4 protein-coding genes are annotated in these 2322 nt (G+C 71.2%); 1 reads left to right on the plus strand and 3 read right to left on the minus strand.

Going from position 1 to position 2322, the window contains the following annotated elements; all coding sequences use genetic code 11:
* Positions 1–212 precede the first annotated feature (212 nt).
* A complete protein-coding gene (locus tag J0670_RS36080) occupies positions 213–584 on the plus strand; it encodes a hypothetical protein (RefSeq protein WP_207816930.1) in 372 nt (123 codons plus the stop codon).
* A gap of 167 nt (positions 585–751) precedes the next feature.
* Here the strand turns inward: J0670_RS36080 and J0670_RS36085 are convergent, their stop codons facing one another.
* The 3 genes from J0670_RS36085 to J0670_RS36095 form a co-directional block, all read right to left on the minus strand.
* Positions 752–1405 (minus strand): ATP/GTP-binding protein, encoded by a 654-nt coding sequence (locus tag J0670_RS36085; protein WP_207816932.1) that lies wholly within the window; start codon positions 1403–1405, stop codon positions 752–754.
* Positions 1386–1781 (minus strand): DUF742 domain-containing protein, encoded by a 396-nt coding sequence (locus J0670_RS36090; RefSeq protein WP_207816934.1) that lies wholly within the window; start codon positions 1779–1781, stop codon positions 1386–1388. Before J0670_RS36090 ends, J0670_RS36085 begins: the two co-directional genes overlap by 20 nt.
* A 113-nt stretch (positions 1782–1894) precedes the next feature.
* Positions 1895–2305 carry a roadblock/LC7 domain-containing protein gene (locus J0670_RS36095; RefSeq protein ID WP_207816935.1) on the minus strand — a complete coding sequence of 137 codons (411 nt, stop codon included), beginning with the start codon at positions 2303–2305 and terminating at the stop codon, positions 1895–1897.
* Positions 2306–2322: the final 17 nt, after the last annotated feature.

Consider the following 2322-nt stretch of genomic DNA (forward strand, 5'->3'; position numbering starts at 1 on the left):
GAAATCGGCATCCCGAACACCCAATTGGGCCTGATCGCACCCCAACCGAACAGGTTGTGACACAGGTCACATCATAGGCCGTCGTCTCACTCTTCGCAGTCAATCGTGTGCAATTCGTCATGAGCCGGACGGGGGGCGGGAGTTCGCGTCCGCCCGCCGACCCGCCGACCGGGACGCCCCTCGATTTGCACCGTTGAGCGAGGAGAACCGCCATGCGAGGCTGCATCACCAGGAAGATCGCCGGGTTCGGGATGGCTGCCGCGGCCGCCTTGGGCCTGCTCGGGACCGCCACCCCGCCAGCCGCCGCGGCGTCGGGCCACCACCGGATCGTGACCCCCGGGGCCGCCGCGGCCTGGCCCAGCATCACCGCCACCGGCTACCACTGCGTGATCACCGCCAACTATGGCTGGCGCTGGGAGGGGTACTGCAACGTCTACTCCGGCCAGCTGCGCACCATCACCTACTGCGCCAACGGCACGTACTCCGTCGGCCTGTGGATCGGCGCCCGCCCGCAGGCCTGGGCGGTATGGGGCAACTGTCCGGGGTCCACCTGGACGAAGGTCGTGTTCCAGTGGCACAGCTGAGCGGCGGCGGCTGACGGGGAACGACTAACAGATGACGGATGACAGATTTCGAAATCTGTCATCCGTCATCTGTTAGCTGTTAACTGTCGGCTGTCCGCTGTCGGCTGTCGGCTGTGATCCGTCAGCTGAACTCCGTCCGCCACCGCCCGACAGAGGGCCACTACCCCTCAGCGAACCGGCGAGACATCGGCGAGCAGCCGGGCGGCGTGCACCCGTCCGGCGTGCTCGACCAGGTTGATCAGCACCTCCTTGCCGGAGGCCCGCTGACGTGCGTCGCAGAGCACCACCGGCGTACCGACGTCCAGGTCCAGCGCGCGGGCGACTTCGCCCGGGCCGAACTCCCGTGTCCCGGCGAAACGATTCACCGCGACGACGAACGGGATCCCGCGGTGCTCGAAGAAGTCGACCGCCGGGAAGCAGTCGGTCAGCCGCCGGGTGTCGGCGAGTACCACCGCACCGAGCGCGCCCTGCGCCAGCTCGTCCCAGAGGAACCAGAACCGGTCCTGCCCCGGGGTGCCGAACAGGTAGACGGCCAGGCCCTCGCGGATGGTGATCCGACCGAAGTCCATCGCCACCGTGGTCGTGGTCTTGCGCTCCACCCCGCCGAGGTCGTCCACCCCGCGCCCGGCCTCGGTCAACCGCTCCTCGGTGCGCAGCGGACGGATCTCGCTGACCGCGCCGACCAGCGTCGTCTTGCCGACCCCGAAGCCGCCCGCCACCAGGATCTTGAGCGCGAGCACGGCGCCGTCCGGATCCGCGCCGTCCGGCGCCGTGTCCGGCGGGACGGGCCGAGACGGGTGGTCAGAGTGCGCGGAGTCCATGGATGACCTCCTGGAGGATGCGCTCGTCGGGGAGCAGGGCGGGCGGAACGGGGCGGCGGACCCGGATGAGCCCGGCCGCCAGCAGGTCGCCGAGCAGCACCCGTACGACGCCGACCGGCAGGTCGAGGTCGGCGGCGAGCTCGGCCACGGACAGCGGGGTGCCGCGGCACAGGCCGAGGATGCGCGCCTGCTCCGGGCCGACCGGCGGCTCGGGCTCGTCCGGGGCGAGCACCGGATCGAACGGCTCGGACACGACCACGGCGATCAGGTCGAACTGCTGCTCACCGGCCCCGGTACGCCCCCTGGTCATGGTGTACGGGCGAACCAGCGGCCCGGCCTCGTCGTCGAACCAGCGGGCCTCGTGCGCGGCGGCCAGCGGATTGCGCGGGCGCCGTCCGGGCTCGATCCCCGGATGCTCCGGATGTCGCTGGTGGTACGGATGGAACGCGTCCTCCGGCTGGTACCGGCGGTCCGGACGGGACACCGGGCTCACCCCCCGTGCATCGCGCGGGGTGGGGCGCTCAGGTGCTCCCCGACCCGCCGGACCAGCCTGGCCATCTCGTACGCGATCAGCCCGAGGTCGGCCCGGGCGGTGGCGAACACGGCCAGGCAAGTGCCCTCCCCGGCCGCCGCGACCAGCAGGTAGCCGCCCTCCAACTCGACCATGGTCTGCCGGACTTCGCCCGCACCGAAGTGCCGTCCGGCGCCCTTGGCCAGGCTGTGGAAGCCGGAGGCTACGGCGGCCAGGTGCTCGCCGTCCTCGCGTTCCAGTCCGGCCGACGTGCCCATGGCCAGGCCGTCGGCGGAGAGCATCACGGCGAAGCGGACCTCGGGGGCGCGCTGGACCAACTCGTCGAGGAGCCAGCTCAGTTCCCCCACTCGGTGGGTGGTGCCGATCACGGACGCTCTCCTTCGGT

Source organism: Streptomyces sp. FH025 (assembly GCF_017427025.1).
In the GTDB taxonomy this organism is placed as follows: domain Bacteria; phylum Actinomycetota; class Actinomycetes; order Streptomycetales; family Streptomycetaceae; genus Kitasatospora.

What these genes read in the sequence shown, in the direction of transcription:
- J0670_RS36080 (WP_207816930.1), top strand. Translation starts at nt 213, where the DNA reads ATGCGAGGCTGCATCACCAGGAAGATCGCCGGGTTCGGGATGGCTGCC.
- J0670_RS36085 (WP_207816932.1), bottom strand. Translation starts at nt 1,405, where the DNA reads ATGGACTCCGCGCACTCTGACCACCCGTCTCGGCCCGTCCCGCCGGAC.